Source organism: Algoriphagus sp. A40 (assembly GCF_002002735.1).
Lineage (GTDB): Bacteria > Bacteroidota > Bacteroidia > Cytophagales > Cyclobacteriaceae > Algoriphagus.
Genome location: NZ_MUNY01000078.1, coordinates 293136 through 319908, shown reverse-complemented (window position 1 = coordinate 319908; position 26773 = coordinate 293136). Strand labels below are relative to the sequence as shown.

26 protein-coding genes are annotated in these 26773 nt (G+C 45.1%); 6 read left to right on the top strand and 20 right to left on the bottom strand.

Annotation, left to right across the window (positions count from 1 at the left end):
- Window positions 1-21: 21 nt before the first annotated feature.
- The 14 genes from ftsA to B0E43_RS21330 form a co-directional block, all read right to left on the bottom strand.
- Complete coding sequence (ftsA, locus tag B0E43_RS21395; protein WP_077353418.1) at window positions 22-1335, bottom strand: cell division protein FtsA; 1314 nt, start codon at window positions 1333-1335, stop codon at window positions 22-24.
- A gap of 9 nt (window positions 1336-1344) precedes the next feature.
- The gene (locus B0E43_RS21390) at window positions 1345-2100 is read right to left on the bottom strand and encodes a cell division protein FtsQ/DivIB (RefSeq protein ID WP_077353417.1); all 756 of its coding nucleotides are present in this window, start codon (window positions 2098-2100) and stop codon (window positions 1345-1347) included.
- On the bottom strand, window positions 2097-3503 hold the full coding sequence (murC, locus tag B0E43_RS21385; RefSeq protein WP_077353416.1) for a UDP-N-acetylmuramate--L-alanine ligase: 1407 nt from the start codon (window positions 3501-3503) through the stop codon (window positions 2097-2099). The genes B0E43_RS21390 and murC overlap by 4 nt, the downstream gene beginning before the upstream one ends.
- Window positions 3500-4609, bottom strand: a complete 1110-nt coding sequence (gene murG, locus B0E43_RS21380) for an undecaprenyldiphospho-muramoylpentapeptide beta-N-acetylglucosaminyltransferase (RefSeq protein WP_077353415.1) — start codon at window positions 4607-4609, stop codon at window positions 3500-3502. The genes murC and murG overlap by 4 nt, the downstream gene beginning before the upstream one ends.
- A gap of 12 nt (window positions 4610-4621) precedes the next feature.
- Window positions 4622-5803 carry an FtsW/RodA/SpoVE family cell cycle protein gene (locus tag B0E43_RS21375; RefSeq protein WP_077353414.1) on the bottom strand — a complete coding sequence of 394 codons (1182 nt, stop codon included), beginning with the start codon at window positions 5801-5803 and terminating at the stop codon, window positions 4622-4624.
- Window positions 5800-7155: a UDP-N-acetylmuramoyl-L-alanine--D-glutamate ligase gene (murD, locus tag B0E43_RS21370; protein WP_077353413.1), complete on the bottom strand. Its 1356-nt coding sequence runs from the start codon at window positions 7153-7155 to the stop codon at window positions 5800-5802. The genes B0E43_RS21375 and murD overlap by 4 nt, the downstream gene beginning before the upstream one ends.
- Window positions 7156-7158: 3 nt before the next feature.
- Window positions 7159-8370, bottom strand: coding sequence for a phospho-N-acetylmuramoyl-pentapeptide-transferase (gene mraY, locus B0E43_RS21365; RefSeq protein WP_077353412.1), 1212 nt, complete (start codon window positions 8368-8370; stop codon window positions 7159-7161).
- Window position 8371: 1 nt separating this feature from the next.
- Window positions 8372-9835: a UDP-N-acetylmuramoyl-L-alanyl-D-glutamate--2,6-diaminopimelate ligase gene (locus tag B0E43_RS21360; RefSeq protein WP_077353411.1), complete on the bottom strand. Its 1464-nt coding sequence runs from the start codon at window positions 9833-9835 to the stop codon at window positions 8372-8374.
- Window positions 9836-11944 (bottom strand): penicillin-binding protein, encoded by a 2109-nt coding sequence (locus tag B0E43_RS21355; protein ID WP_077353410.1) that lies wholly within the window; start codon window positions 11942-11944, stop codon window positions 9836-9838.
- On the bottom strand, window positions 11941-12324 hold the full coding sequence (locus B0E43_RS21350) for an FtsL-like putative cell division protein (protein ID WP_077353409.1): 384 nt from the start codon (window positions 12322-12324) through the stop codon (window positions 11941-11943). The genes B0E43_RS21355 and B0E43_RS21350 overlap by 4 nt, the downstream gene beginning before the upstream one ends.
- A complete protein-coding gene (gene rsmH / locus B0E43_RS21345; RefSeq protein ID WP_077353408.1) occupies window positions 12321-13232 on the bottom strand; it encodes a 16S rRNA (cytosine(1402)-N(4))-methyltransferase RsmH in 912 nt (303 codons plus the stop codon). Before rsmH ends, B0E43_RS21350 begins: the two co-directional genes overlap by 4 nt.
- Before the next feature lie 4 nt (window positions 13233-13236).
- Window positions 13237-13671, bottom strand: coding sequence for a division/cell wall cluster transcriptional repressor MraZ (mraZ, locus tag B0E43_RS21340; RefSeq protein ID WP_077353407.1), 435 nt, complete (start codon window positions 13669-13671; stop codon window positions 13237-13239).
- 415 nt (window positions 13672-14086) lie between these two features.
- Entirely contained in the window at window positions 14087-16108 is a 2022-nt protein-coding gene (locus B0E43_RS21335) for a M56 family metallopeptidase (RefSeq protein ID WP_077353406.1), read from the bottom strand.
- Entirely contained in the window at window positions 16105-16479 is a 375-nt protein-coding gene (locus B0E43_RS21330; protein ID WP_077353405.1) for a BlaI/MecI/CopY family transcriptional regulator, read from the bottom strand. Before B0E43_RS21330 ends, B0E43_RS21335 begins: the two co-directional genes overlap by 4 nt.
- A 192-nt stretch (window positions 16480-16671) precedes the next feature.
- Here B0E43_RS21330 and B0E43_RS21325 point away from each other — a divergent pair, with 192 nt between their 5' ends.
- From B0E43_RS21325 to B0E43_RS21310, 4 genes are read left to right on the top strand one after another with little or no spacing between them, the layout of a single operon-like run.
- Window positions 16672-17427, top strand: a complete 756-nt coding sequence (locus B0E43_RS21325) for an NRDE family protein (protein WP_077353404.1) — start codon at window positions 16672-16674, stop codon at window positions 17425-17427.
- A 3-nt stretch (window positions 17428-17430) separates the two neighbouring features.
- Window positions 17431-18414 (top strand): YpdA family putative bacillithiol disulfide reductase, encoded by a 984-nt coding sequence (locus tag B0E43_RS21320; RefSeq protein ID WP_077353403.1) that lies wholly within the window; start codon window positions 17431-17433, stop codon window positions 18412-18414.
- Between the two features lie 54 nt (window positions 18415-18468).
- A complete protein-coding gene (locus B0E43_RS21315) occupies window positions 18469-18936 on the top strand; it encodes an antitoxin Xre/MbcA/ParS toxin-binding domain-containing protein (RefSeq protein ID WP_077353402.1) in 468 nt (155 codons plus the stop codon).
- 1 nt (window position 18937) lies between these two features.
- On the top strand, window positions 18938-19396 hold the full coding sequence (locus B0E43_RS21310; RefSeq protein ID WP_077353401.1) for an RES family NAD+ phosphorylase: 459 nt from the start codon (window positions 18938-18940) through the stop codon (window positions 19394-19396).
- Window positions 19397-19447: 51 nt separating this feature from the next.
- On the opposite strand, the gene guaB is transcribed toward B0E43_RS21310, so the two are convergent.
- From guaB to B0E43_RS21290, 4 genes are all read right to left on the bottom strand, one after another.
- Complete coding sequence (gene guaB, locus B0E43_RS21305; protein WP_077353400.1) at window positions 19448-20926, bottom strand: IMP dehydrogenase; 1479 nt, start codon at window positions 20924-20926, stop codon at window positions 19448-19450.
- Window positions 20927-21067: 141 nt separating this feature from the next.
- Window positions 21068-21838: a hypothetical protein gene (locus B0E43_RS21300; RefSeq protein ID WP_139352847.1), complete on the bottom strand. Its 771-nt coding sequence runs from the start codon at window positions 21836-21838 to the stop codon at window positions 21068-21070.
- On the bottom strand, window positions 21816-22268 hold the full coding sequence (locus B0E43_RS21295; RefSeq protein WP_077353398.1) for an ABA4-like family protein: 453 nt from the start codon (window positions 22266-22268) through the stop codon (window positions 21816-21818). The genes B0E43_RS21300 and B0E43_RS21295 overlap by 23 nt, the downstream gene beginning before the upstream one ends.
- 70 nt (window positions 22269-22338) lie before the next feature.
- The gene (locus B0E43_RS21290) at window positions 22339-23532 is read right to left on the bottom strand and encodes an RsmB/NOP family class I SAM-dependent RNA methyltransferase (protein WP_077353397.1); all 1194 of its coding nucleotides are present in this window, start codon (window positions 23530-23532) and stop codon (window positions 22339-22341) included.
- A 48-nt stretch (window positions 23533-23580) separates the two neighbouring features.
- On the opposite strand from B0E43_RS21290, the gene prmC reads away from it, so the two are divergent.
- A complete protein-coding gene (gene prmC, locus B0E43_RS21285; protein ID WP_254423475.1) occupies window positions 23581-24483 on the top strand; it encodes a peptide chain release factor N(5)-glutamine methyltransferase in 903 nt (300 codons plus the stop codon).
- An 84-nt stretch (window positions 24484-24567) separates the two neighbouring features.
- The gene (locus B0E43_RS21280) at window positions 24568-24957 is read left to right on the top strand and encodes a DoxX family protein (RefSeq protein WP_077353395.1); all 390 of its coding nucleotides are present in this window, start codon (window positions 24568-24570) and stop codon (window positions 24955-24957) included.
- A 35-nt stretch (window positions 24958-24992) separates the two neighbouring features.
- Here B0E43_RS21280 and B0E43_RS21275 read toward each other — a convergent pair whose 3' ends face one another.
- Window positions 24993-25832: a VOC family protein gene (locus tag B0E43_RS21275; protein WP_077353394.1), complete on the bottom strand. Its 840-nt coding sequence runs from the start codon at window positions 25830-25832 to the stop codon at window positions 24993-24995.
- A 12-nt stretch (window positions 25833-25844) separates the two neighbouring features.
- Entirely contained in the window at window positions 25845-26720 is an 876-nt protein-coding gene (locus B0E43_RS31440; RefSeq protein WP_077353393.1) for an SRPBCC family protein, read from the bottom strand.
- Between the last annotated feature and the right edge of the window lie 53 nt (window positions 26721-26773).

Sequence of the window (26773 nt, the reverse complement as noted above, 5' to 3'; positions counted from 1 at the left end):
TTACCTCCCCAATCATAAGCCCTAGTAATTATTTGTTTCGCCGATATCATCGGAGATAAATGTTTTCAGTTTGTCGGTGATTCCCTTGAAGAAATTGTTGGCAATGGCTTCCCGCTTTATCATGATTTTAGGCTTCACGCCTGTGTTGGCTTTTCTTTTCAGATAGCCATCTTCCCTGTTGTCTAGTGATTTGAATCCTGCCAAAACCAATCCCACGGAAGTGGCATACATCGGGCTCTTTACATCCTCGATCACAGACTTACCCAGGTGCTCATTTGGAAATCCGATTCGTGTATCCAATCCGGTCTGGTATTCAAACAACTGGGAAATGCACTGGAGTTGGGCACCACCACCGGTCAGAACAATACCTCCTGCCAGTTTTTTGTAATAGCCGCTCTGCATGATTTCGTTTTGGACGATCTCGATAATCTCATCCATACGGGCCTGAATAATCGAAGCCAGGTTGCGAATCGAGATTTCTTTGGGATGTCTATTTCTGAGTCCTGGAATGGACACGATTTCATTTGGATTGGCTTCCTCCGCAATGGCTTTTCCAAAGCGGGTTTTCAGCAACTCTGCCTGATTGTGCATCAGCATGCAGCCCTCCTTGATATCAGCCGTGATTATATTTCCTCCCAGAGGAATCACCGCGGTATGGCGGATGATGTTTTCGTAGAAAATAGCAATGTCCGTAGTTCCTCCTCCGATATCCACCAAGCACACCCCGGCTTCTTTTTCATCGTCGCTCAGAACAGAAAGTGAACTCGCCAATGGCTCAAGGATCAGTTGCTTAGATTCGAGATTGGCTCGCTTGACGCATTTGTTGATGTTGTGAATCGCGGTAGTCTGGGCGGTGATGATATGGAAATCCGCCTCCAAACGAGTACCTGCCATCCCCACTGGATCTTTGATCCCTCCTTCGTAATCCACAGTATAATCCTGTGGCATCACGTGGATGATACTGTTGCCCGCAGGGACGACGATGTTGTGCATGTCGGCAGAAAGCCGCTGCACATCTTCAACGGTGATTTCGTCCTCAGATGGTTGGCGCATGATGCTGCCGTGCATGATTTTGCTTTGGATATGCTGACCGGCTATCCCGACAATGACTTCGGCAATGTCTACATCGGCCATGTTGGAGCAGTCTTCGACGGCTTTTTGAATGGCATGAATAGTCTTCTCGATGTTGGTCACGATGCCGCGATCTACCCCGTCAGAGACGGCCTTGCCCATTCCAAGAACCTCGAGTTTTCCAAACTCATTTTTCCGTCCGATGATCGCACAGATTTTGGTGGTTCCAATATCCAGCCCTACAATTAGTTTGTCGTTTTCCATATCCAAGCGTTATTCACAAACAATTTGATTTTTATACTTCACGCTGATCCGCTCGTAAGCATTCCAGCCTTTCCTCGGTAAAATCTCTTTATACAGGATTTCGATTCGTTTGAATTTGCTCTCGAAATCCAGGGCATCACCAAATTCAATCACCTGCTTACCAACCTGCTGATGAAGTCGGATATCGTCTTTTTTGTTGATTTCCAACTCGGTCACCTGGGCACTCCAGAATTCATCCTGGGTGACAAATCGGACCAAAGGCATCAGTTCGGGCATAGCGTCCACACTTCCCTGATCCATTAACCTCTCTGCAAAGTCCCCTTCCAAAATCAGAACCCGACTGGTGTAAGTTGGCGAGGTGGGAATGATCAATCCCTCTGTGGTGATGTACCCATCCGCACCCATCGGTCGGGCGATCCTTGCGATCGGCTCATGCTGATTGATTTTCACTTTCAGAATTCCCTTTTGTTCGATCGAAGCCTGAACAGATTTGATGAAAGGATGTCCGGAAAGCCGTTTTTCAATTGCGGCCAAAGGCACCTCATTGATTGGAAGACCTGCTTTCAATTCAGGAAAACCTGAAGTGACAATCTCCCCGATCTCTTTTTCCTCAACAAAATAAACTCCGCTCACCGCCTCCAAATCAATCTCCAAGCCTCCATAGGTTTTCAGCTGGGATTGCTTTTCCACAAATCCTATAAACCCAACCAATACCAGGCAAAGGGTCAAAAATCCAAGCGGCTTTTTCAGTCTGGCGAACGTCATGCTTCCTGTGATTTTGTTCTTGAATTCATCCAGGCGGTAATGCCTGGCACCAATCGATCTATATCTCCAGCACCCATGGTCACAAGGACTTCAGGTTGGGATTCCTCCAGGTAATTCATCACCTGGGCCTTATTTATCAAAGTCTTTTTCCCTGCCTTAATTCCATCCAAAAGCATCTCGGATGTCACTCCAGGGATAGGCAATTCCCGGGCAGGGTATATGTCAAGGAGCACCACTTCATCAGCCAGAGAAAGGCTTTCAGAAAATCCAGGGGCAAAATCTCTGGTCCTGGTAAAAAGATGTGGCTGGAAGATCACAGTCAGTCTTTGTGATGGATACATTGCCCTTACCGAACTCAAACAAGCTTTGATCTCCTCTGGGTGGTGGGCATAATCATCGATATAAATATGTCCAGGCACAGCAGAATGAATCTCAAATCTGCGTTTCACTCCGCGGAAGGATTTGATTCCTGCTCTTATTTGCTCCTCAGTCACACCATGGTCCACGGCGATTGCAATCGCTGCCAAAGCGTTTTCCACATTGTGGAAGCCGGGGATTCGCAGCTCCAATCCTTTGATCTGCACTTTGGTACCGATGTAGTCGAAAAGGAAAATCCCAGGCTTTGCAATGATATTTTCAGCATGTATCCCGGATGATCTCAGTCCATATTCCCGGATTCCGGCGCTAATTCCAAGGTTTTCACCCAAGCGATACCAGGCATGGGATTGGATGTAGAGCTTGCCTTTCTTATCCAACAATTTGATGAAGTCTCGGAATCCATTCAGAATCGTAGCCTCGTCTCCATAGATGTCCAGGTGATCAGGATCAGCACTGGTGAGTACCGCTTCATTTGGATGAAGTCGGAGGAAAGAACGGTCAAACTCATCCGCTTCCACCACGACAAGTGTTGCTTCTTTGGACTTACCAGGCAAAATCAGATTGCTGTTGTAATTCTGGGTAATCCCGCCAAGGAAAGCAGCTACAGGTTTTCCAGCTGATTTTAGCAGATGCGCCACCAAAGAGGATGTGCTGGTTTTTCCGTGAGTACCGGCAACAGCAATGGTGTAGAAATCCTTAGTGATCATCCCCAGGACTTCAGAGCGCTTTTTCAATTGATAGTGGGCCTGGAAGAAATTTAACAGCACACTGTCTTTTGGAATAGCCGGAGTCCATACTACTAACACTTCATCCGGATTGGTAGTGAATTCAAATGGAACATCCGCTGCGGAATCGGTGAAACTGATCACCATGCCTTCTTTTTCCAACTCTTCGGTCAAAGGAGAAGGAGTCTTGTCGTATCCCGCTACAGGATAGCCCTCATGACGGAACCATCGGGCCAAGGCACTCATGCCTATGCCACCGATTCCGAGGAAGTACACCTTATTTACACCTTTGAATGTCATTTGACCAGTTTTTCCAGTTCATTCACAATGGCATTGGCCGCATCTGGCTTAGCCATCTTTTTCATATTTTTCCCCAATGCATCCCCCAATTCAGGGTTCTGCATCAATCCTTCAACTTTACTTTTCAATTGTCCCACAGCTTCAGAATCCTTCAGGAGTAAAGCGGCCTGATGATTCACATATGCCATGGCATTTTTGGTTTGGTGATCTTCGGCCACATTTGGAGATGGGATGAAAATCACCGGCTTGCCAACCAGACTGAGTTCAGATACAGAAAGCGCTCCTGCTCTCGACACAATCACATCTGCTGCCGCATAAGCCAAATCCATTTCTCGGATGAATTCTCTCAAGTGAATGTGCTTCAATCCTGACTCCTCAAGCTTGGTCAGCATGTCTTTGAAATAGAATTTCCCACACTGCCAAAGGACTTGGAAACCTGCTGCTTCCAAGCTTTCCATGTCTTTCAAAACCGCTTGATTCAGAGTTCTAGCTCCCAATGAGCCTCCCAAAACCAGAATGGTTTTTCGCTCTGCAGTCAGTCCAAAATGTTCGATGGCCTTTTCCTTTTTCCCTGACAAATCCAGAATGTCTTTTCTCACAGGATTTCCTGTGATTCTAATTTTGGATGCAGGAAAGAACTTCTCCATCTCCGGATAAGCCACGCAGATGGCTTTAGCCTTTTTGGCCAAAAGTTTATTGGTAAGCCCTGCGTAAGAGTTTTGCTCCTGCACCAGGGTTGGAATTCCTTTATTTTGTGCAGCATAAAGCACCGGTCCGCTGGCATAGCCGCCTACTCCGACTACGGCATCGGGACGGAAGTCCTTTACAATTCCGGATGCGATCCTCAGGCTTTTCAAAAGCTTAAAAGGAAAGCTCAGGTTGTCCAAAGTCAGGCTGCGCTGAAGACCTGCCACCGGCAGACCTTTGATTTCGTAGCCAGCCTCAGGGACTTTTTGCATTTCCATTTTTCCCAAAGCACCCACAAATAGAATCTCACTGGCAGGATGCTTTTCCTTCCAGGCATTGGCGATGGCGATGGCAGGATAGATGTGCCCGCCGGTGCCTCCACCGCTAATGAGAATTCGATATGTTGACTGAGCGTTAATAGCTTTTTGGGTTTATGCTGTACGTAATCTGTTACTCACTTTCATTTCAGGAGCCGCTGCACTCACTTCGTCTGAATGATCCCCACGGCTCACACTCAGGATAATTCCCAGAGCAGTTCCGGTGAAAACCAGAGAAGTCCCCCCCATACTCAGAAGCGGAAGCGGCAAACCTGTAATCGGCCCCAATCCTACCGCCACGGCCATATTGACCAAAGCCTGTATGACCAGGGCAAAACTCAAACCTGCAGAAAGCAAGCCTCCGAAGGCTTTATTGGAATTGGCTACGATTCGCATTCCACGATAAAGAAGTGCGAGGTAGAGGAAGAGTACTGTAGCTCCACCCACCATGCCGTATTCCTCGATGATGATGGCGTAGATGAAATCCGAATAAGGATGTGGCAGGGAATTACGCTGCTCACTGTTGCCTGGACCTTTGCCGGTGATTCCTCCGGTCGCAATGGCGATGTAAGATTGCTCTGCCTGAAAAGGAATTTTGCTTTCGTCGTCTTTGGACTCCCAGAAAGCTTCGATTCGGGACCAGAAAGTCTCACCTCTTTGACCTGTAAAAACCGCAACTGTCAAGCCCATCACCCCGACCATGACGACCAAGGCCAAGTATTTGACAGGAACCCGACCGATAAACATGATCAGCAGACAAGTGGCCAAAAGCAGGATCGCTGTGGACATATTAGCCATTCCGATCAGTGCACTGATCAATCCAATGGAAAGGATAACCGGTAGGAAAGTACCGGTAAAATCATGGATGTTATTTTGACGCTTTGCCAACATCGCCGCCAAGGCAGCAATGAGCGAAAGCTTCGCCAAATCGGAAGGTTGGAAAGCCTGATTGATCACCGGGATGGTTAGCCAACGGTTTGCATCATTGATATTGGATCCAAAGAAATAAGTGAATGCCAGCAATGGAATGGACAAATACATGAAGAGACGCGCGTAAAGCGCGTACTTTCGGTAAGGCATCTTATGAGCCAGCCACATCACAAACAGGGAAATGAACACCAAAAAGGAATGACGGAACAAGTACAGTTCGGTATTCCCTCCCGCTGTTTTATAGGCCAAAGTGCCCGTGGCAGAATACACCACCAGAATGCTGAACAAAGACAGCAAAATCACGATCGCCCAGATGATGGGATCGCCTTTAAACTGCTCGTCTATCCATGCCTTCAGCTGAATCATGCTTTTTGCTTTTCTTTTAATCCCAAAACCGCCGCTCTAAACTGCTCTCCACGGTCCTCATAATTCTTAAATAAATCGAAGCTGGCACAGGCCGGAGAAAGCAAAACCACTTCTCCTGATTTGGCCAAATCCTGCCCCCAGGTCACCGCTTCGCGGATATCCTGCGTTTCTCTGATCTCCGGGATGATTCCTGAGAAAGCCTTTTTCAGTTTCTCATTGTCTATACCCAGACAGATCAATACTTTCACTTTCCCATCATCCACCAAGCTGTTCAACACAGTATAGTCATTGCCTTTGTCCACTCCTCCGGCAATCCAAATCATCGGGTCAGTATAGCTTCCCAAAGCGTAATAGGTGGATTCCACATTGGTGCCTTTGCTGTCATTGACAAACCGTACCCCATCCACCTCGCGGATAAGCTCCATTCGGTGAGGTGCATTTTTGAAAGTTTTGAATCCGGCAGTCAATTGCTCCTCGGTCAGTCCTGCAATCAGTGCAGCAGTTCCCGCGCAGAGTGCATTCAGAATATTGTGTTTTCCTTTGATCGGAAGACTTGAAACCGGAATCTTAACTGACTCTCCAACTGCTGAGATCTCAAACAATTCGCCATCGCTAAAGCCTCCTTTTTCCTGCTTTTCAGAAAGAGAAATCCAATGGATATCTGCCTTTACTTTTTTTAATTCCAGTCCTTTCTTTGTCAAAGGATCCTCCAGAAATGCAATTGCCTTTTCGCGCTGAGCCATGTTTTTGAACAGACTCATTTTGGAAAGGATATAGTTTTCGATTTTGTATTCGTAGCGATCCAAATGATCCGGAGTGATGTTGGTCAAAATCCCGATAGTCGGCCTGAAACACTGGAAACCATCGATCTGGAAACTTGACACTTCAATCACCCACCAGTCATGGTCTTGGTCGACCAATTGACCAGCCCAACTTTGGCCGACATTTCCTGCCAAACCGACGTCGTATCCGGCTTCCTTGAGCAAGTGATAGGTCAAAAGCGTTGTTGTTGTTTTTCCGTTGGTTCCGGAAATGGCAATCACCTTTCCTGCGCTGAATCGATAGGCAAATTCCAATTCGTCAATGACCGGAATTCCCTGATCCATGGCTTTTTTCACTAGAGGAGCCTTAGTGGGAATTCCCGGACTTTTGATGATCAAGTCGCTGGAAAGGATTTTCGCTTCATCATGCCCGCCTTCTTCAAAGCTGATTCCGGCTTCCTGAAGAGCATTTTTTCTTTCGGCTGAAATAACCCCTGAATCAGATACCCAAACCCCATAGCCTTCCCGCTTGGCGAGCAATGCTGCTCCCAATCCACTTTCTCCGGCTCCAAGGATGGCAATCTGTTTCATATTTTATCTAAGCTTCAAAGTGGCCAAAGTGAATACTGCAAGCAGGATTCCGACAATCCAAAATCGGGTGACGATTTTGGCTTCATGAATTCCTTTTTTCTGGTAATGATGGTGCAGAGGAGACATCAGGAAAATCCTGCGTCCTTCTCCGTATTTTTTTCGGGTGTATTTGAAATAGCTCACTTGTAGCATTACGCTGACATTTTCCACCAGGAAAATCCCGCACATGATCGGGATCAACAGTTCTTTGCGAAGCGTCAAAGCCAAAACCGCTATCACTCCACCCAACATCAATGAACCTGTGTCCCCCATGAAAACCTGGGCGGGGTAGGCATTGTACCAAAGGAAACCGATACAGGCACCGATAAAGGCAGAGGCGAAAATCACCAGCTCCCCGGAATTGGGGATGTACATGATATTCAGGTATTGGGAAAAAATGGCATTACCGCTCAGGTAGGCGAAAATCGCAATGGCAAGCCCGATGATGGCAGATGTCCCGGCAGCTAGGCCGTCTATTCCGTCGGTGATGTTTGCGCCATTTGAAACCGCTGTAATGATGAAAATTGCAACCAGAATGTAGAGCACCGGTACCATGGATTCACCCATAAATCCCAAAACCCGCTCATAGTCCAATTCATTGTTTTTGACAAAAGGAATAGTGGTCTTCAGTGCCTTCACATCCTGGAAAGATGGTGTTTCTACAACGCCTTCTTCAATGGAAACAGGTGTGGAAAACTCTCGGATTACCACATCGTCATTGTAATAGAGCGTAGAACCCACGATGATCCCGATCCCGATCTGTCCAACTATCTTGAATCGACCTTTGAGACCTTCTTTGTTTTTGCGGAATACTTTGATGTAATCATCCAAAAACCCGATCAATCCCAGCCAAACCGTGGAGATCAGCAAAAGGATGATGTAGACATTGTTTAAGTTGGCAAATAGCAGAGTTGGAATCAGGATGGCAGCAATCATCATCAGACCACCCATGGTTGGAGTTCCTTTTTTCTGATTTTGTCCTTCAAGACCCAAATCACGAACTGTCTCCCCGATCTGTCTGTTTCGGATCCATTCGATGATTTTGTGTCCAAAAGTGATGGTAATGATCAGTGAAAAAACCGCTGCCATTCCCGCACGGAACGAGATATAGCGGAACACGCCCGTTCCCGGGATGTCCAGCACTCGATCTAGGTAGTCAAAAATGGGATAAAGCATATCAGTTTTTTGTCAGTTGTTCTAAGATTTCGGTCACGACTTCGGCATCATCAAAGTGGTGTTTCACCCCTTTGATTTCTTGGTAATCTTCATGGCCTTTGCCAGCGATCAGGATGATATCCCCTTTTTTGGAAAGCATCACCGCTGTCTTGATTGCTTCTCTTCGGTCTTCGATTGTCAGGGTTTTTCGGACTTCTGAAGGACCGATTCCAGCCTGCATGTCACGAAGGATATCCATGGGCTCCTCAAATCGGGGATTGTCGGAAGTGAGAATGACCTTGGTGCTTTCACTCACAGCCATTTTGGCCATGATTGGCCGTTTGGTTTTGTCCCGGTTTCCACCGCAGCCTACCACTGTGATGAGTTGTTCGTTGCCTGTTCGGACTCCATTGATGGTTTTGAGGACATTGTCCAGCGCGTCCGGAGTATGTGCATAATCCACGATCGCTATGATTCCGCCGATGGCTATCCGGTCAAATCTTCCCTTTGCACCACGGATGGCAGAAAGCATCCGAAGCACTTCATCCTCATCTTCACCCAGTAGAACCGCCACTCCCAAGACTCCCAGGAGATTGTAGGCATTGAATGCTCCGATCATCCTAAACCAGATCAGCTTGCCGTTGATTTCCAGTTCAAGACCTTCGAGGGTATTGGAAATGATTTTTCCTTTGAAATCCGCTGAAGATTTAAGTGCAAAAGTCTGATGAGTTCCTTTGCAATTTTGAACCATCACAGCAGCCCGCTTATCGTCACCGTTTACAAGTGCAAAAGCATCTTTAGGCAACTCGTCAAACAGTTTTTTCTTGGCCTTAATATACTCGTCAAACGTCCCGTGATAGTCGAGGTGATCGTGGGTGATATTGGTGAAAACAGCTCCAGTCAACTTTAATCCTGCAATCCGCTCCTGGACGATGGCATGGGAACTGGCTTCCATAAAGCAATGCGTACAGCCTTCCTCGACCATTTTGCGGAGCAAAGCCTGCACACTTACCGCATCCGGGGTGGTATGGGTAGCTGGAATGACTTCGGAATTGATTTTGTTTTCCACTGTGGAAAGCAAACCGGTGCTGTAACCCATGGAAACAAACAACTGGTGCAAAAGTGTCACCGTAGTGGTTTTACCATTGGTCCCGGTCACAGCAACAACTTTGATTTTTTCCGAAGGATTATCGTAGAAGTTGGAAGCGATAATGCCCAAAGCCTTGGCAGAATTTATGACTTGCACATAGGTAATTCCTTCCTTGATGACTTCTGGTAGTTTCTCACAGATGATGACCGTGGCTCCTTTTTCAAGCGCAGTGGCAATGAATTCGTGCCCGTCTACCTGAGTTCCGGGCACAGCGACAAATGCACTGTTCTCCACCACTTGTCTGCTGTCAAAGACAATACCACTCACCCTACGCTCCATGTCTCCGATGGTCGAGGTCAGCGATACTTTGTACAATATGTCCTTGAGAACTTTCATTTATCCTAAAACCAGATTTATCGTCGCATTTGGGGTAAGCGGAGCACCAGGATTCAAGGATTGCTCCATCACCCGGCCTTTGCCGCTGTAGTTAACTTTGAGTCCTTTATTCTCCAGGATAAAAAGCGCATCCCGGAGGGGCATTCCCGAAACATTCGGTACAACCGGCTTTTCGGTATCATTGATTTTCAATTCAATTTTCTCCATCAATTGAGATGAAATGACCCACTCTTCACTGCTAGGAATTTTGGAAGCGAGGCCCAATTGTTCAAAAATCCCCTGGAGCTCCTCCCCTTTGCCAGCCTTGATATAAGGCAACTTGCTTTGCTGATTTTCAGCAAGGAAAATTTTGGACTGATCAACTGGATTGAGTTCCATATCCAAGGCATAAATCCGGTCTGCGATTTCTTTGAAAACCGGAGCGGACACATCACCTCCATACGCAGCGAAGCCATTGGGACTGTCGATCACCACAATCATGCTGTACTTGGGACGATCAGCTGGAAAATAGCCCGCAAAGCTGGTGTAATAAGTCTCGGTATATCTGCCGTTGACGATCTTTTGAGCAGTGCCGGTTTTACCTGCAATCGGATAGTTTTCGTTGAGTATATTTCTGGCTGTACCTCTCAAAACCACCCCTTCCAATAGCTCCTGAAGCTGCTTTACTGTTTTTTCCGAGGCGATTTGCTTGCGCAAAACCTGAGGTTCGTAAGTCTCCACAAGCGAATTTCCTCTACCCACCCCTTTCACAAAAAGCGGCTTCATCATGACTCCGTTATTTGCAACAGCATTGTAAAATGCCAGGGTATGGATCGGATTTAGTTTGGATTCATATCCGATCGAAATCCAAGGAAGTGAGGTTCCGTACCAGGTTTTTGATCCGGGCTTTTTGAAAAAAGGTTTCCCTTCACCTGCCAACTGGAGATCTAATGGCTCCGCTAAACCTACCTTGTCCATGTATGCCATAAACTTGGAAGGACTTGATCCAAAATGCATGTCTACCAATTTGGAGATTGCCACATTGGAGGACTTTTCAAAAGCTTCCCTAATAGTTATGGTGCCAAATCCGCCATTTTTGGCGTCATACATCGTTTGGTTGTAAAATCTATGAGCCCCGTTTCCGGTTTCGATCTTTTCATTCAGACTGATCTTATTTTCTTCCAAAAGTGCCAGCATGGACAGCAATTTGAACGTCGACCCTGGCTCTGTATTTCCGATGTCCCCGACCGCATAGTTGTAGCTTTCGGAATAACCGACCCCATTTTTGTTTCGCTGCAGGTTGGCCATTGCCTTGATATGTCCCGTCTTTACCTCCATCACAATGACAGATCCAAAAGCAGCTTCCCGATCCGTCAATTGTCTTCTTAGGGCCGTTTCTGCAACATCCTGGATATTGACATCCAAAGTGGTAAACACGTCGTAACCGTTGTCCGGCTTAATGTCTTCTGCATCAAATACCGGCTTCCAGCTTCCGCCTGCCAATCTTTGGAAAAGCGCCTTTCCGTCTTTGCCTTTGAGGTAATTGTTAAAGCTGTATTCGATACCGGCCCCTTGATCCTTTTCGTTTACTGTACCGACTGTCCGGCTTGCCAGAGAATTGAATGGCAGGTAGCGTTTTTCCACCTTCTCAAAAATCACTCCGCCGCCAAGTCTTCCTTCTCTGAAAATTGGCCAGGAGGTCATTTTTTGCATATCCTGATAGCCGATTTGCTTTCTGTTCAGGATGAGGAAACGCTTTTTATCTCCCCTTGCATCCTGGATCATTCGTTTGTAGGCTGTAGCAGATTTGTCCTTGTAAAAGCCTGAAAGCTTACGCGCCAAAGAATCGATACCCGATTTGAATTTGCCGTCTTTTGCCACTGTCGGGTCAATGGCGACCCTGTAAAAAGGCAGACTGGTAGCCAAAAGGCTGCCGTCTGTCGCATAGATATTTCCACGAGTAGCGGGAACTTCACGGTACTGAAAGTTGACCTGCTCTGCTTTTGCTCTCCACTTGTCTCCCTCCTTCACCTGCACCACGGCGATCTTGTATGGTATCGCACAGGCAGCCAAAGCCACCAGGATGAAAACCACCCTCACTCGGAGCACTATGGAGCGTTTTATATTCACTTTTCTACCTCGATTTTGATCGGCGGTTGATTCAATTCATAGATTTCAAGCTTGGCTACACGCTTGGCCACTTCGGACTGCATGCTGCTTTGCATATACTCTGCCTCCAGAGTGGTGACGTCCGCATGCAGGTCCTCCACTTCCTGTTGGGCTTTTTCGATTTTTCGGGTCATGCTTTCTGCCCTATGATTGCTGTAGATATAGATCAGTGCGAGCACAACCAAAAAGCCCACCGGGGGCACAAACTGGACAGGAACCCCTTCGCCAAGAATTCCCTTGACGTCTAGTTTTTCTTCGATCCAAGTAAAAATGGTCTTTCCGGAACCTCCTTTTGGAGCATTCCCGGCCTTCAGTTTTTTCTTAAAGGTGTTTTGACTCATTTTCCTAATTTTTTAGCTACTCTCAACTTGGCACTTCTAGCACGTGGATTGGCGGCAATCTCTTCCTCATCGGGCACGATCGCACCTCTTGTAATCGGTTCCAGAGGTCTGATCAGATTTCCGTAGAAATCCTTCTCCACCTCTCCCTGGAATTTTCCTTTTGCAATCAGGTTTTTGACCAATCTGTCTTCCAGGCTATGATAGCTCATCACGACCAGTCTTCCCTTCGGCTTCAACAGCTCTAAGGCACTGAGAAGCATTTCTTCCAAAGCCCCCATTTCGTCGTTTACTTCGATTCTCAAAGCCTGAAAAACCTGAGCGTAGTATTTGAAATCCTTTCCCCTAGGGGCGAATTTTTTCAGAAATGCGGTAAATCCTTCTGTCGTTTCAAAAGGCTTTTGGGCCCGTTCGGCTACAATAGACTGAGCCAACGTCTTTGCGTTTTTCACTTCTCCGAAGATTCCGAAAATCTTGTGAAGCTTCCCCTCATCGTAGGTATTCAGAACTTCTTTGGCACTGATCTCCGCCGACTGGTTCATCCGCATGTCCAGATTTCCGCTAAAACGGGTAGAAAAACCCCGTCCCGGTTCATCAATCTGGTGGGATGAAATCCCCAAATCCGCTAAAATCCCATCGACTTGCTTTATCCCATACAGTCTTAGATATCGCTTGATATCCCGGAAATTGGCCTGCACAAAAGTGAACCGGTCATCCTGGGGGGCATTGGCCAAGGCATCTTCATCTTGATCAAATCCATACAAATGGCCTTTATCCAAATGCTTTAGGATCTCTTTGGAATGCCCTCCCCCACCAAAAGTCACATCGACATAGATCCCGTTGGGATCAATAGCCAAGCCTTCAGTGCATTGGGCGAGCATCACTGGGATATGGTAAACAGCCGATGTCATAGCTTCAGGAGAGATGTTTTTCCATCTGTTGCGACATTTCTATATCGTCATCGATGACATTTCCTTTGATTCGGTCCGCACTCCACATTTCGATTTTGCTTCCCACGCCAATTAGAATCACATCTTTGTCAAGACCCGCAAACTCCTGAAAGGATTTAGGGATCAAAAAACGACCCGCACTGTCTAGTTCTACCTCGGTGATCCGGGTGAAAAAAGACCGCTTCAATCGACGAGTCTCTTCGTTGTGATCCGACAATGCATTGACCTGACTCTCAAGTTTTCGAAACTCAACCATGGGATAGAGTTTTAGACATCTGTCAGCGGCCATCTGAAGCATAAGCGCGGCACCATTAGACTCCGGAATTGCCCCCTTTATTTTGGAAGGCAAAACCAGACGCCCTTTGGGATCTAGCTTCAAATCATATCGACCGTTAAACATTGCTTGACTCTTCTGAATGTTGAGTTTGTGGTAAAGACAAAAGTAGCAAAATGGAACTCACTTTCTCCCACTTTCTCCCACTTTTTACCACTTTCAATTAAAAGTAGCCAAAAGTTTCATCCAAGCCAATATTTTCACTAAAAAATCAAAGAAATTTTTATTGATACTCAAGACCTTAACCCCTTCCACAAAGTGCAGGAAAAAGCCCTAAAATTCCGTCAAAAATGGGTTTTTATGTCCAAAATCGCTTTTAAAAAAGTTATTGATTCCATGATTTTTTTAAAAAGTGGGAGAAAATCCCATGCATTTTCATCTGAAAAATAAAAGTGGGAGATTTTCCCAGATCAAATACCCAAAAAAGAAAAAAGACCCGCCCAAGAGGCAGGTCTTTTTCATAGCATCAACACACAATTAATTATTTGTTATTGTCTTTTTTCAATTCTTCCTGGATCAACTTTTCAAACTCCTGAAGTTTGGCTTGGTGCTCCTTTTGCCATAGCTCCATCTTTCGCTGAAACTCTTCCATTTTGGGCTTTTGCGCAACTTCCCATTCTTTCATTTTCAGCTCAAACTCCTCCATTTTGGGGCCCTGAGCCTCTTGCCAAGCCTTCATCTTTTCTTCGAATTCCTTCATCTTCGGACCGTTGGCAGCTTGCCATTCTTCCATTTTTGCTTCAAATTCCTCCATTTTTGGGCCATGGGCTGCCTGCCACTCTTCCATCTTAGCTTCAAATTCCTTCATTTTGGGTGCATTGGCAGCTTCCCATTCTTTCATTTTATTTTCAAACTCCTTGATCTTTGGCTCAAAGTCTTTTTCGAATTTCTCCTCCCATTCTTTGGCTTTTAGCTCCATTTCTTTAGCCCATTTTTCCTTCTCTTCTTTTGTCATTTTGGTGGTATCAGTAGAGAAATGAAATGGTGCTAAATTCTGATCAAATTCAAAATCAAATGACATGTCCATCTCAGGCATTGCAAATGAAAAATCAGCCATGTCCATCGGTGGCATCGGAGGAATAGCCGCCATCACCGGCATATCCATTGTAAATTCGAAGGGAGGCATAGGTGCCATAGGAAAATCAGCTGGAAAAACAGGCGTCATCGGAACGTCGAGGTGGGGCATGTTCTCATAATCGAAGGTTCGAAGTTGATCCAATGCCGCCTTGGTCTTGGCACTCATGACCACCGTGTCACCGTCAGATATCAGCAATTCCCCATTGATCTGGTAGGTTTTTCCGTGTTCATTGGTGAAGAAATGGTCACCATAACTGTAGGAAGGGGCTGTTGCTTCCGGTTTCGAAGCCTTTTTAAGGGTGTCCTGAACAGCCGGAAAAGCCGGTGCTAAACTTTGAATGGTTCCATTCGGCTCGCTGGAAGCAATTGGGCCAGTTTTGCTGGGTGCGTCCTGCTGGGCACTCGCCATCAGTCCGACGCTTAGAAATAGGGTAAGTAACATAGGGATAGAAATAATAGGGTTTTGTGGATAGTTTTGAGCCGGATAACCAAGTATTCTCTTGATCCGCTGTAGGGTTGGGTTTCTTCTTTTTCCGGCTGCCAGAGCCAGTTCAGGTGGGTTTTGCTTGGCGAAATTGAGTACCTCGGCCAGGCTTGTTGCCAAGTTTTTTGGTTCGATACCCACTTTCATCACCAGATCATCCGCTGCATTTTCACGAAGTTCTTTTATGGTAGTATTCATCCACCAATAGCAAGGATGAAAGAAGAAGATCACTTCCAAGCCTGACAGAAGGAGGTTGACGATGTAGTCATTTCGCTTTACATGCGCCAGTTCATGGGCAATGATGGCTTCCAACTGGGCGGGTGAAAGCTGGAAAAGCAGACCAGCCGGAAGGAGGATAATAGGTTTGAAAGTACCAAAGGTCAAAGGTGAAACACCGAAAGAACTGATTCTCAATTGCACTTCGGTATTAATTCCCATTTTACCAGCCATTCGGTAAACGATTTTCTCTAGCTGAAAATCAGAGACGGAAGTGGAAGATTTTCGGAGACTTCGGATTTCTGAAAGGCTATTGACCAATCGGAATAAAAAAAGAAGCGCACCAAGAAACCAGAAATTAACCAATAAAGGAATGTTTTGCTCAATCCAGAAAGTGGCTTGATTGATTCCTGATTCAAGCCCTACTTCGGCCTGAATGATAGACGGGTCGCTAAGGATAAGCTGAAGATCTTTACTTGTCAGAAATGGTTTTGATGTTTCTTCTGGACCATACTGATAAATAAAAGTACCAATTGAAACTGCCAAAGAAAGGACCATTGCCCCGACTGCCAATCCATATTTTACAGCAGGTTTAGCGCGGTGGGCAAGTTTCAATACAAGCCAAAGCACTCCAGCAATCAGAATGAGCTGCCAGAGCGAGTGAACCAAGGTCCAGCCTATGGCTTTGAGCAGACTTTCGGAAATCAAGTCGTTTAAAAGTTTCATTTTGGATTATTTTCGAGTTGGTCTAAAAACGCCCTGATTTCATCAATTTCATCCTTGGAAGGATTGTCCTGTCCAAGAGCCTGCATTACCAGAACTTTGGAAGAACCTCCAAATGCTGTACTCATCAGATTTTTCAAAAGGGATTTTTGGGTCTCCTTTTGGTTTGTCGCAGGTCGGTAAATGTGGGTTCGATTTTCTTCATCCCGGATGACCATTCCTTTAGCATGCATGATCTGCATAATCTTCAAAGTAGTGGTATAACCGGTTTCTTTGGTCTCCGCCAATCGCTCGTGTATTTGGCGAACACTAGCCTCTTTCAATTCCCATAACAGGGACAAAATTTCTAATTCTGCTTCAGTAGGTTTGCTCATGGAGATAGTTACGATGACTTTCGTATCAAAGTTATACGAAGCCAATCGTAATTTCAAAATAAGTACGATAATAATCGTATTAAAAAATGTTAAGCGCTGGTTTTCTAGGTTTTAAAGATTCATTAAATAAGAATCCCTTTCCTTTTGGGTAAAATCTACTTTGAAAATGGGAAGGATATGTACCTTTAATCTATGTGTCTTGTCGCTTTTTCCTGGAAAGTAAATCCTGAATACCCATTGCTTATTTCAGCAAATCGGGATGAGTTTTTTGATCGGCCCAGTGCTCCCTTACACCAATGGGAGAATGGAATCTTTGCAGGAAAAGACCTCAAAGGTGGCGGCACTTGGATGGGTTTTCATCCCGATGGAAGGTGGGCTTTGGTCACAAACTTCCGGGATTTTACCAAAAAACAAAACGGAATAATCAGCCGGGGAAAACTTGTCCTGGACTTTTTGGTGACCAATATTTCCCCTCAGGATTATTTGGATCAATTGATGGCGTATAGGGACCAATTCGATGGTTATAACCTTTTGGCATCGGATGGAGACCAGCTTTTTTATTATAGCAACTATGGAAAAGATCCGGTTGAAATCCCACCTGGTATCCATGGGCTTTCCAACGGACTGATCAACGACCCTTGGCCAAAAACTGAACTGGCAAAAATCCAACTGCAGGGACTGGAATCGGGGAATATTTCCCCCGACCAACTCATCCAATTCCTCAAATCCACAGAAACCCATTCGCTGGACAAGCTTCCAAAAACCGGAGTCAGCCCTGAAATGGAAATCCAACTTTCGGCCCAATTGATCCGAATGGAACCCAATTATGGAACTGTTTCGGCTGCTGGGGTTTTAAGGGATAAAACCGGATTTACCCAGTTTAAAGAGCGAAGCTTCGACTGGGATTTCCAATCTTACCATGACAAAAGCATAAGCTTTCAACCTTGACCTATGGAAAAAACTTACGATCTGATCATCATCGGAGGAGGGCCAATTGGTCTGGCCTGTGGGATCGAAGCGCAAAAAGCTGGATTGGATTACCAGATAATTGAAAAGGGTGCCCTGACCAATTCGATTTATAATTATCCGGTAAATATGACTTTTTTCTCTACTTCGGATCGGCTGGAAATGGCCAATATTCCATTTATGTCTGTAGGAGTAAAACCCACACGAACCGAGGCCCTGGAGTATTACAGGAGGATTTTCTTCCATTTCAAATTGAAAGTCAACCTGTATGAGGCGGTCCAAACTTTAGGAAAAAGCGAAGGCGGATTTTCAGTAAAAACCTCAAAAGGACTTTACCAGACCAGAAAGCTTGTCCTGGCAACAGGATTTTATGACCTGCCCAATCTCATGAATGTACCCGGGGAGGAATTGCCAAAAGTCCTCCACTATTATAAAGAGCCTTGGCCGTTTATCAATCAAAAAGTAGTAGTGGTTGGCGGAGCCAACTCGGCTGTGGATGCTGCTCTGGAAACTTGGAGAAAAGGCGCTGAGGTGAGTATGGTTTTACTCGGTGACGAAATAGACGACAATGTGAAATATTGGGTAAGACCGGATATTATGAACCGGATCAAGGAGGGATCCATCAAGGCATTTACCCAATCCAAAATCAAAGAAATCAGGGAACAAGAAATAATCATTTCCACACCGGAAGGCGAGGTGATGCTGGAAAATGACTGGGTTTTGGCCATGACAGGCTACAAACCAAACTTCTCACTTTTGGACCAATTGGGTGTGGAGATGAGCCTTGATGAAAAACGTCAGCCTTGCTATGACCAAACCAACCAAGAATCCAACGTCCCAGGAGTTTACCTTGCGGGAGTCGTCTGTGGTGGACTAAATACCAGAGAATTTTTTATTGAAAACAGTATTGTACATGCTGAGTCAATTGTAAAAGACATTCTTTTAAAATTATCTCAAAAAGGAGTTTGAATACTTGCAAATCAAAGTAAAATTTGTAACTTCCTAAAAATTAAAACGGAAGATATGAGCCAGACTTGGAGAATCCGGTTTTCAGCAAGTAATCCTGAGGTCATTGAGACAGGTATTCGACCTTACCATTTTTTTCAGGATTCACCATCTTTGGTCAATGAGCCGAGGGAGACCTATGGAGCCGTACTGGATTTTCATGAGACTGGGCAGTTTTTTGAGTTTTTGGACTTCACCACCCATGATATAGCAGAGGTGATGGAGATAGATCCGAGTACTCTTTTCCGTTGGAAAAAGGAAGATCGCAAGCTCAGTAAGTCACTTACCAAAAATCTATTAGAGATGGACCAGATAATCGCCAAAGGCATCCGGATTTTCGGCTCTGAAGCACTCCTTTCCCAGTGGCTTCACACACCCAATTCCTCCCTTGGGGATCAAAAGCCTGCAAATCTTCTCAAGAACCCATACCAGATTTCGTTGATAGATCAGGCCTTGGAAGCAATCTCCTGGGGCAATATCCTTTGATATGAGATACTTCCGGCTTTACGAAGCTATCGAAGGGAGAAATGGATTGGGTTATTCCTTGGGTCCGGCCAGATGGAATCAATTCGGAACACCTATTATCTATGCCTGCTCGGCAACTGCTTTGAATTTTCTCGAATTACTCAGTATCAAAGGACCTGTGGTGACGCAAAGCAAATGGAAGCTTTCGGTTCTTGAAATTTCAGGTGAAATCCCCGAACTGGATCCGGATTTCCTTCCAACAGACTGGAAAAACCGCCCCTATCCACGGTCTACTCAGGAGTTTGGAACAACTTGGGCAAAAGGCATGGTTTCACCTGTTTTGAAAATTCCATCCATTCGAATTCCAAAAAATAGCTATCCAAGCGAGCACAACCTATTAATCAATCCGCTTCACAAAGAATTCACTGACAAAGTTCGTTTAATGGAAGAATTGGATGTGACTTTTGAAGTAAACAGCTGAAATGACCAAAAAATAAAGGCTGGTTTCGAATTGAACCCAGCCTTTATTTTCTTACGATTTCAAGCTATAGTTTGGAGCTTCCCGCGTCACACTGACATCGTGCGGATGGGATTCTTTCACACCAGCTGTCGTGATCTTCACAAACTTGCCGTCTTTCTGGAGATCCTCGATGGTTCTTGTGCCGCAATAACCCATACCGGCCTGCAAGCCCCCCACCAACTGGTATAAAACTTCTGAAACCAGTCCTTTGTAAGGCACTCTTCCAACAATTCCCTCAGGAACAAGTTTTTTGATATTGTCTTCAGCATCCTGAAAATAACGGTCTTTGGAACCGGATTCCATGGCCTCCAATGAACCCATTCCACGGTAAGACTTAAATTTTCTTCCTTCAAAAATGATCATTTCACCCGGCGCTTCCTCTGTACCGGCCAATAATGACCCGATCATGATCGAACTTCCACCTGCTGCGATAGCTTTTACCAAATCTCCTGAATAACGAATCCCACCATCAGCAATTACCGGCACTCCTCTGTCCTTCATTGCTTCTGCACATTCAAAAACTGCGGAAAGCTGAGGAACTCCAACACCTGCAATCACACGAGTCGTACAAATTGAGCCTGGACCAACTCCAACTTTCACCGCATCAGCACCTGCATCAGCCAAGGCGATAGCGGCCTCAGGGGTCGCGATATTTCCTACAATCACTTCCAATTCCGGGAAAGCTGCTTTGATTCTCTTGCAGGTTTCGATCACTCCTTTGGAATGACCATGGGCGGTATCGATAGAGACGACATCAACTCCGGCATGTATTAGTGCCTCGACCCGCTCCACAATATCAGCCGTCACCCCAACAGCCGCACCCACTCGGAGTCGACCGTATTCGTCTTTGCAAGCATAGGGCTTGTCTCTTCTTTTCAGAATATCCTTATAAGTGATCAGCCCTGTGAGCTTGTTTTCATCGTCTACGATCGGAAGTTTCTCGATCTTATACTCCTGAAGGATTTCCTCCGCCTGCTCCAAGGAAATCCCGGATTTGGCTGTGATCAGGTTATCCTTGGTCATGATTTCACGAATCAAGCGATTTTGATCTTTGATAAAACGCAGGTCACGGTTGGTGATAATTCCCTTCAGAACCTTGTCTCCGTCCACTACAGGAATCCCACCGATATGGTATTCACGCATGATGGTTTCCGCATCACGAACTTTGGAATCAATGTGAAGGGTAATCGGATCGAGAATCATCCCTGCTTGAGAACGCTTTACTTTGCGAACTTGAGCAGCCTGCTTCTCAATGGACATATTTTTGTGAATAAATCCAAGTCCACCTTCAAGAGCAATAGCAATTGCCAATTCAGCTTCAGTTACGGTGTCCATTGCAGCGGATACCAACGGAATATTCAATCTGATTTTTTTGGTGAGTTGGGTTGAAGTGTTGGTCTCGCGAGGGAGGACTTCAGAATAACCCGGGACAAGAAGCACGTCGTCGTAGGTGAGTGCTTCGTAGAGGAACTTCGAGGAGTTTCGATTCATGGCAAATATTGGTTGTAGGTAACCCTATTTGCCCGTCAAAGGTACAAACAAAAACCAATGCCAAGCCAGAGAAAAACAAAAATTAATGTGGAATTAGCGTTAAATGGATGTTGGTTTTAAAATATGTTTTGGTAAGTAATCTTAAAACCAACCCAAAATCCCCTTCCCCTGCAAAGCCATCCAGAGGGTTCCAAAACTGAATAAAAAGTAAAGTAACCCAACTAGAAGTACCTTACCTGGATGGTTTTTCAAGAAAAACCAGCTTTGCAAAGGCAAAATCTGTAATCCATGAAGTCCCAGGAAGTGAAAAATCCTCAGGTCTCCATATGCTTTTGCCCATCCCAAAAAGGGAAGCCCAGCTTGCCCGTCCTCTGCTCCTACCGTGTGTTTTAATTGCCCAACCATGACGAAACCTTCAAATCCGGCAATCAAAAAAATTACCAATCCAATCCTGATGCCCATTAAATACCCTTTAGGTAAATCGATTTTTTGGAAGAATTTCAATAAGACTAAAAAAACCAAAGCGGAATTTAACGTGATGGCAATCCCCATTATTTGAAATAGCACTGCATCCCAAACAGAAGAAATATTATAATGAGAAAGCTTGCCCTGAGAGGCTTGAAAAGTAATGATCACCAATTCAATTAGCATCAATACCCAAATGCCCCAGCTAATCCACTTGACGAATTTTTCGCTTTTCAGGTAATCCATCAGCCAGCCCATCGTCCAGAAGAAAATACCTATGGAAATGAAAAATTTGGCAGGTTTGATCCAAATACTAAATCCCTGTAGCTCTCTGGGATCAGCCAATGGAATAAAGACGATAAAAAATCCCAGGAGAAAGCAAAACCCACCCGATTTGGCTAATAGCGGATTCCGAAGCCAAAGCTCATTGAACCAACTTTTCATCATAAGGGTTTTGGGGAAATTTCTTCAAATGAATCACTCGGATAATGAAATAAAGTAAAAGACCTGTCGGTCCGAGCATAAAAGTCAAAAACAAACACGGCAATAAAATCCAGCGGTTGATCCCTTTCCTATCCCCATCCTGACATATCCACATTCCAACAAAAAGGTCGAATACCAGATAATGAATCCAGCCTGCCAAAACAGCCTCATCTTGAGTAAACAGCAATTTGACATTGGCCAAGGAATCAAATCCTCCAACTGAATCTGCACCCATTCCTTTCAAAATAAAAATGAGATAGACCACTGCCATGGCTGTAAACACAAAAGAAAAAAGCGCCCGGTAAACCCAGCGCTTTTGGTATAAGGCAAACAGCAAAATCCAACAAACAAATGCTGTACTACTTGCGATTGAGAAAATAAGCTCGAGGTTCATTCCAGATTTTTTCTGAAATTAAAAATAACAAGCTGTATTTTAGACTACTGCGATACTTTTTGCTTCTGATTTAATTGGCTTTTTTCATCAATCGGGCGATATAAAAACCGTCAAAGCCACTTTCCTGAGCCAATACTTTCTTGTCTTCGATCAACTCAAACTGCTTTCCGGCTTCACTTTCCAGAAATTTTTGCACCTGAAGTTCATTTTCTGAAGGAAGGATACTGCAAGTTGCGTAAACCATTTGCCCACCTGGCTTCAGCATGGACGGATAACTCTGAAGAATTTCTTGCTGTGTTTCCTGGACTTTTTGAATGGAATCCAGACTAAGTTTCCATTTGGTATCAGGGTTTCTTCTCAGTACACCCAGTCCAGAACACGGCACATCAAGTAATAGTCGATCCGCAGATTCTTTAAGCCGCTTGATGGTTTTGGTCCCTTCAATTGCCTTAGGTTCGATGATAGAAACTCCATCTCTGCGAGCTCGAAGTTTGGCTTGTTGAAGTTTCCAATCTTCCACATCCATGGCGAGGATCTTTCCTTTGTTTTCCATCAAGGCTGCCAAATGAAGTGCTTTCCCTCCTGCTCCGGCGCAGGCATCGATGACACGCATTCCTGGCTCCACTGCCAAAGCTGCAGCTACCAATTGGGAACTGGCATCCTGAACTTCAAATAGTCCCTCCTTAAATGCAGGATGACGAAAAACATTTTGCCTTTCCTCCAGAATCAAAGCATCAGGATATCCTTTGACGATGTAGGTATTAATCCCGTCGGCTGCCAGTTGGTTTTTAAGTTTTTCACGGGTAGTTTTTAGCGTGTTTACACGAAGGACCACTTCCGCTTCCTCATTGAGTGCGTGAATTTCCGCAGACCACTTTTCACCCAATTCGCTCATTCCGAGTTTTTGCAACCATTCAGGAATGGATTCCAGCATTGCCGGATCTTCGATTGACTCATATTTGCCTTTCAATTTATCGGGGTTGATTCTGGCAAATTCCTCCCACTCTGGAAGTGGATTGCCCTGCATCAACCAGTAAGTCCCAAACAAATCCCAATAATCTTTGGACGGACTCAGATGACCGATAAGTCTCCACCAACGAACCATTTCATAGGTTGTCTCAGCAATAAAAGAGCGATCCCGCGCTCCCCATTTTGGATTGGATTTCAGGGTCCGTTCGATGACTTTGTCGGCGTATTGGCCTTCTTCGAAAATGGCTTGAAGTGCGGTATGTACTCCGCGGATGGTGTTGTTATGTAGCTTCATGGGAGGAAATTCTCTTTGCAAAGGTAAGGGAATTGTCTAAGAATAGCCTTGAATCGGAAAGCTGCCTCCAACCCGGCCGAAAAACGAATCTCCTGCTTACCTTTGGCCATGCCGATTTCTTACCAGCAACTTGTCAATAATTGGTCTGTCCAATTGACCCAATACGAGTCAAATGAGGCCCAAAATCTTGTAAATTGGCTTCTGGAGCATCATTTGGGGTTGAGACGGGTGGATATGATGCATTTTTTGGAGGAAAATAATCTGCCCCAGGTACTGAAGGCCGATTTTGAAAAACTGAAATCCGGAATGCCTATTCAATACATCTTGGGACATGGTCCATTTTACGGCAGAGAATTTTTGGTCACAACTGACACTTTGATTCCACGAAATGAAACCGAAGAGTTGGTCCATTTGATAATTAAAGAAAATCCGAAGCCAGGTCTAAAAATTTTGGATGTAGGTACTGGAACGGGTTGCATTCCGATTTCGCTTGCACTGGATATGAATTCCCCAGAAGTTTATGCTTTAGACATTTCTGAAAAAGCACTGAAAATAGCCTCCGAGAATGCGAAAAATCTACATGCAAAAGTGATTTTCTCGAAATGCGACATTCTAAAAAAAATACCTCAAGTCAAGGAACTTGACATTTTGGTCAGCAATCCCCCCTACATTCCTATCGAAGAAAAAGGACAAATGCATTCTAATGTTCTTGATCATGAGCCAGACTTAGCCCTATTTGTGAGCGATGAGGATCCGCTGATTTTTTATCGGATTATTTCTGAAAAAGGGAAAAAGCTCCTCAAACCAACAGGAAAAATTTACTTTGAAATCAATGAACGGTTCGGAAAGGCTGTCTCCGAGCTTCTTTTGGCACTTGGTTATCAAAAGGTCCGAATCATCAAAGACCTGAACGGAAAAGACCGCATGGTAGCAGGCCAGATCTCCCTTTGACCCGAAAGGAATGCTTTTCATGTAAAATTTATTTCCCCCTCAAAGTCAATCCTTTATTTTCAGCAAAGAACTAACCCAAAGACTATGAAAAACTCATATTGGAATGATTTGGCCCTTTTGGTAATTCGGCTTGGCGCTGGAGGCATGATGCTGACACACGGAATCCCAAAGATCGGACGGCTGTTCGGTGAAGGCCCAGTGAAGTTTTCTGATCCATTTGGCTTAGGTCCGGAAATCTCCCTAGGCTTGGCCATTATCGCTGAAGTTTTCTGCACCATCTTGGTCATGGTCGGGTTCAAAACCAGACTCGCGACGATTCCATTGATTCTCACGATGCTGACCGCGGCATTTTATGCGCATTGGAATGATCCCTTCGGAAAGAAAGAACTTCCCTTGCTCTTTGCCTGCGTATTTTTGGGGATTCTGGCATTTGGTGCCGGGAAATACGCCATTGACGGAATGCGAAAAAAATAAACAAAAATGGCAACCAAATTGGGTTGCCATTTTTGCTATGCCTCCATCAAGGCTTCAATATTGAACTTTTTCATCTTCAGAAATGCCTGGATTACCCGTTCTGAGCGATCGGGATCAGCCATGAGCTTATTTAAAATAGCCGGTACAATCTGCCAGGAAACACCAAATTGATCCTTGAGCCACCCACATTGACTTTCCTCCCCTCCTTTTGTCAGCTTTTCCCAGAAAAAATCGATTTCAGCCTGATCTTCACATTCCACGACAAAGGAAATCCCTTCTGAAAAAGAAAATTGATGATCCAAATTGCTGTCCATAGCTATGAATAAATGGCCATTGAGCATAAACTGTGCATGGTTAATTTTCCCTGCTTGTGTTCCCTGATTGTCTCCATATCGGGAAACAAAACGAAGCGAAGCATGCTCAAAAATCGACAAGTAAAAATTGATCGCATGCTCAGCCTTTCCAAACTGAGGACCAGTAAACATCAAGGCAGGACTAAACCGATCAATTATCCCATCCGGCTTATCCATAGTCAGTTGCCAACTCACTCCATATTGATCCTCCAGCCATCCGTAATTTGAAGACCAAGGATAAGAACCCAAAGGCATCAGCGCTTTGCCGTTTTGGATCAATCTGTCCCAAACCTCTTTGATCTCAGCCTCAGAGTCCAAAACAGTATAAAAAGAAATCGAAGGGTTGGGCGTGAAAATTGGTCCACCGTTTAATAGCATGAATTTTTGGCCAGAGGAACTCCAGGTAGTGACCATCGGATTGGACTCAAGAATTTTGGAATCCGGGAAAACAGAAACATAAAACTCTGCAGCTTCATTGGCCTTGTCTTCAAACCAGATACATGGATAAATCGGGGTTTTCATGATATTCGGGACTTAGTATTCACAGATTTCTTTGAGTCGTTGGAGCGCATTAGGCCACATTTTCTCAAACATTTCCTTGTATTCTCCACCGCTCTCCATGTCAACTTTGAGCAAAGTTTTGCCTCCTAAATCCACGAAACTGTAATTCTCTGTGACACCCGCAAAACTCTCCACCATAGGGCCTGAAGTGATCTCCTGTCCATCTCCATAAAGGCCCAGATGCTCAATGGAAACATATTTGTTTTTCACGTGTTCCGCAATTCTGGCGACCATTCCGCCTTCCTTTCCATCTGGTCCTGGGCCAAGGAAAAGGATCTTGGATCCCTTAGTCCAGTCCCCTTTATAATATGATCCTGGGTGAAAGGCCGTAGTCCAATCCCGATAGGATTCACCCGCAAGCATCAGCTCAAAAACTTTGGACACAGGAGCGTTGATCTCTATTTCAAAATGCATTGAATCATGCTGAAAACCCTCGACGTGTTTCTTGAAATTGTCGAGAATTGCTTGCCATCCATCTCGCTGCAATTCTTCGGAATTCATCTCTTCGGCATCGAACGTTACGGTCACGAGTGTTTTTTCACCAAGATCCTCAAACTCCACGACTGCCTCACGCCCATCTGCCATCACATAGCTAACCAATTCATTTGGCTGCACTTTTTGAAATACTCCCTCAAAATCAAAACCCATCGATCCGTCTTTGGCTTCCATACGATAGGAAAAACTTCCTCCGGGCTCCAATTCATTTGTGGCAGATGGAGAATGCCAGTCCGGCGAGGCGCAATTCCACTTGACAATGTGCCTTGGTGAATTGTAGGCTGTCCATACTTGGTTGACTGGGGCGGCGATCTCTGCCGAGACCGTGATTTTTGTTTTAGGTTTAGTAGCCATAGTGCTTAAGATGAAATAATGATATGTCAAATCTACAATCCTTTTCATTTGTA

Excerpts from the sequence above, each read along its gene's own strand:
- ftsA (WP_077353418.1), bottom strand. The coding sequence starts at position 1,335 with ATGGAAAACGACAAACTAATTGTAGGGCTGGATATTGGAACCACCAAA.
- rsmH (WP_077353408.1), bottom strand. The coding sequence starts at position 13,232 with ATGACATCGGCTGTTTACCATATCCCAGTGATGCTCGCCCAATGCACT.
- B0E43_RS21360 (WP_077353411.1), bottom strand. The coding sequence starts at position 9,835 with ATGAAAGTTCTCAAGGACATATTGTACAAAGTATCGCTGACCTCGACC.
- B0E43_RS21290 (WP_077353397.1), bottom strand. The coding sequence starts at position 23,532 with ATGAAGCTACATAACAACACCATCCGCGGAGTACATACCGCACTTCAA.
- B0E43_RS21275 (WP_077353394.1), bottom strand. The coding sequence starts at position 25,832 with ATGAAAACCCCGATTTATCCATGTATCTGGTTTGAAGACAAGGCCAAT.
- B0E43_RS21300 (WP_139352847.1), bottom strand. The coding sequence starts at position 21,838 with ATGATGAAAAGTTGGTTCAATGAGCTTTGGCTTCGGAATCCGCTATTA.
- murD (WP_077353413.1), bottom strand. The coding sequence starts at position 7,155 with ATGAAACAGATTGCCATCCTTGGAGCCGGAGAAAGTGGATTGGGAGCA.
- B0E43_RS21330 (WP_077353405.1), bottom strand. The coding sequence starts at position 16,479 with ATGAGCAAACCTACTGAAGCAGAATTAGAAATTTTGTCCCTGTTATGG.
- mraZ (WP_077353407.1), bottom strand. The coding sequence starts at position 13,671 with ATGTTTAACGGTCGATATGATTTGAAGCTAGATCCCAAAGGGCGTCTG.
- B0E43_RS21335 (WP_077353406.1), bottom strand. The coding sequence starts at position 16,108 with ATGAAACTTTTAAACGACTTGATTTCCGAAAGTCTGCTCAAAGCCATA.
- B0E43_RS21310 (WP_077353401.1), top strand. The coding sequence starts at position 18,938 with ATGAGATACTTCCGGCTTTACGAAGCTATCGAAGGGAGAAATGGATTG.
- B0E43_RS31440 (WP_077353393.1), bottom strand. The coding sequence starts at position 26,720 with ATGGCTACTAAACCTAAAACAAAAATCACGGTCTCGGCAGAGATCGCC.
- guaB (WP_077353400.1), bottom strand. The coding sequence starts at position 20,926 with ATGAATCGAAACTCCTCGAAGTTCCTCTACGAAGCACTCACCTACGAC.
- mraY (WP_077353412.1), bottom strand. The coding sequence starts at position 8,370 with ATGCTTTATCCCATTTTTGACTACCTAGATCGAGTGCTGGACATCCCG.
- B0E43_RS21280 (WP_077353395.1), top strand. The coding sequence starts at position 24,568 with ATGAAAAACTCATATTGGAATGATTTGGCCCTTTTGGTAATTCGGCTT.
- B0E43_RS21315 (WP_077353402.1), top strand. The coding sequence starts at position 18,469 with ATGAGCCAGACTTGGAGAATCCGGTTTTCAGCAAGTAATCCTGAGGTC.
- B0E43_RS21325 (WP_077353404.1), top strand. The coding sequence starts at position 16,672 with ATGTGTCTTGTCGCTTTTTCCTGGAAAGTAAATCCTGAATACCCATTG.
- B0E43_RS21390 (WP_077353417.1), bottom strand. The coding sequence starts at position 2,100 with ATGACGTTCGCCAGACTGAAAAAGCCGCTTGGATTTTTGACCCTTTGC.
- murC (WP_077353416.1), bottom strand. The coding sequence starts at position 3,503 with ATGACATTCAAAGGTGTAAATAAGGTGTACTTCCTCGGAATCGGTGGC.
- B0E43_RS21295 (WP_077353398.1), bottom strand. The coding sequence starts at position 22,268 with ATGAACCTCGAGCTTATTTTCTCAATCGCAAGTAGTACAGCATTTGTT.
- B0E43_RS21350 (WP_077353409.1), bottom strand. The coding sequence starts at position 12,324 with ATGAGTCAAAACACCTTTAAGAAAAAACTGAAGGCCGGGAATGCTCCA.
- B0E43_RS21375 (WP_077353414.1), bottom strand. The coding sequence starts at position 5,803 with ATGATTCAGCTGAAGGCATGGATAGACGAGCAGTTTAAAGGCGATCCC.
- B0E43_RS21320 (WP_077353403.1), top strand. The coding sequence starts at position 17,431 with ATGGAAAAAACTTACGATCTGATCATCATCGGAGGAGGGCCAATTGGT.